The sequence below is a fragment of the uncultured Gordonia sp. genome (assembly GCF_937858515.1).
Classification (GTDB): domain Bacteria; phylum Actinomycetota; class Actinomycetes; order Mycobacteriales; family Mycobacteriaceae; genus Gordonia.
On record NZ_CALLZT010000128.1, the window covers coordinates 1 to 2,187 of the forward strand.

Annotated in this window: 1 protein-coding gene and 1 pseudogene; one reads left to right on the top strand and one right to left on the bottom strand. The window is 62.7% G+C overall.

The features are described from left to right. Window positions 1–31 precede the first annotated feature (31 nt). A protein-coding gene (locus Q0627_RS11740; RefSeq protein ID WP_298810076.1) for an IS3 family transposase occupies window positions 32–1,302 on the bottom strand; the annotation gives its coding sequence in 2 pieces (ribosomal slippage) (window positions 32–1,029 and window positions 1,029–1,302; 1,272 coding nt in all). A 55-nt stretch (window positions 1,303–1,357) separates the two neighbouring features. On the opposite strand from Q0627_RS11740, the pseudogene Q0627_RS11745 reads away from it, so the two are divergent. Continuing rightward, a pseudogene (locus tag Q0627_RS11745) lies at window positions 1,358–2,155 on the top strand (IS256 family transposase); the annotation flags it as partial. Window positions 2,156–2,187 lie beyond the last annotated feature (32 nt).

The window sequence follows — 2,187 nt, forward strand, 5'->3', positions numbered from 1 at the left end:
CTGAATCGCCCCGAGTTCGATGCACACGTGGTTATGGGTGTGCAGCCTCTGGTTGGGCTGTGTTCGTAGCGTAGTAGAGGTTCTCGTATTCGATGGGTGGGATGCGGCCCAGGCGGTGCATGATGCGGTCGGTGTTGTACCAGTGGACCCAGTCGGCGGTGAGTAGTTCGACGTCGGCCAGCCGATCCAGGGGTCCGCGCCGAAACGGTGAGTCTGCACGCACAGCTTCGGTTTTGTACAGGCCGATGGTCGTTTCCGCCAGAGCGTTATCGAATGCGTCGCCGACGCTGCCGATGGAGGGCACCAAACCGGACAAAGACAGGGTTTCCCCGAACCGCACCGACGTATACTGCGACCCCGCGTCCGAGTGGTGAATAGTGTTGCCCAACAATGGATTACCTTCATTGCATCGAAGTTGCGCCGCGTGCCGGATTGCCTGGCGGACGAACCGATCCTCCTTGCCGGCCGAGCAGGTCCAACCCACGACCCGCCCGGCGTAGGCATCGATGGCAAACGCGGTGTAGACGAACACCCCCGAAGACAATCGGACGTAAGTGAAGTCCGCGACGAGCAGCATATTGGGTGCGGGCACCCGGAACTGCCGCCTGACCAGATCGGCCGCCCGCGCCGCTGCCGGATCAGCGATCGTGGTGCGGACCTTTCTGTGACGGGTCACCCCCTGCCACCCGTTTGCCCGCATCAGGCGTTCCACGGTGCAGCGGGCCACCGTGATGCCTTGGCGTTGCAGGTGGGCCCACATTTTCGTGGCCCCGTACAACGATTCTGGTGCGCGTCGGCCAGCCTGGTCTGGTTCGTAGTAGCCAGCCAATACCTCGGTGATGACGGTGTCCCACAGTGTCCGCGCAGACGGGGGTCTGCTCAGCCACGCGTAGAAGGTTCTCGGGGCGATCGTGCAGCCGTGCTCAGAGAGCACGCGGCAGATCGGAGCGACCCCGAACCGAGCCCGATGCTCGGCGATGAACGCACAGATCAGCGGTGTCGCGGGTCGCTCTCCCGCACGAAGAAACTCGTTGCCGCCTTGAGGATTTCGATCGTTTCCTCAAGCTCACGGTTCTTGCGTTTGAGCTCCCGCAACTCGCGCACCGTATCGGTGGGCACCCCGTCACGGGCCCCGGTATCGACCTCGGCCTGATTGACCCACCGGCGCAGCGTTTCGTAGGACATCCCCAACCGCTTGGACACCGCCACGATGCAAGCCGTGCGAGTGCTGTATTCCTCGCCATGATCGGTCACCAACCGGACCGCACGGACCCGGAACTCTTCGTCGTACTTCTTCGGCATGATGCGAACTACCTTCCCTCGAAAGAAGGTGTGCATCAAAGTCGGGGCGATTCATACCGACTACGTCTACTTGTGGGTCGACGGCATCCACCTCAAGGTTCGCCTGGACCAGGAGAAGCTGTGTCTGCTGGTGATGCTCGGTGTGCGCGCTGACGGCCGCAAGGAACTCGTCGCGATCACTGATGGCTACCGGGAATCGACCGAGTCGTGGGCTGATCTGTTGCGCGACTGCAAGCGGCGCGGGATGACCGCCCCGGCGCTGGCCGTCGGCGACGGGGCCCTGGGGTTCTGGAGGGCGGTGCGGGAGGTGTTCCCGTCTACCAAGGAACAACGCTGCTGGTTTCATAAGCAGGCCAATGTGCTTGCTGCCCTGCCGAAATCAGCACACCCGTCGGCGCTGGCGGCGATCAAGGACATCTACAACGCCGAGGACATCGACAAGGCCCAGGTCGCGGTCAAGGCGTTCGAGGTCGACTTCGGCGCGAAGTACCCCAAGGCTGTCGCCAAGATCACCGACGATTTGGACACTCTGCTGGAGTTCTACAAATACCCGGCCGAACATTGGATCCACTTGCGCACGACGAATCCGATCGAAAGTACCTTTGCCACAGTGCGTTTGAGGACGAAGGTCACCAAGGGGCCGGGATCACGAGCGGCCGGACTTGCGATGGCCTACAAGCTGATCGACGCCGCCCAGACCCGCTGGCGGTCCGTCAACGCCCCGCACCTGGTCGCCCTGGTCCGCGCCGGCGCGGTCTTCCACAAGGGCAAGCTCCTCGAACGACCCACCGACATCACCCCACCAACACCGCCTTCAAACGGTGACGAGAGCACCGGAACGGAGGTCGCCTGAAACACCCCGATCCACAGGTATTGACAATTCCT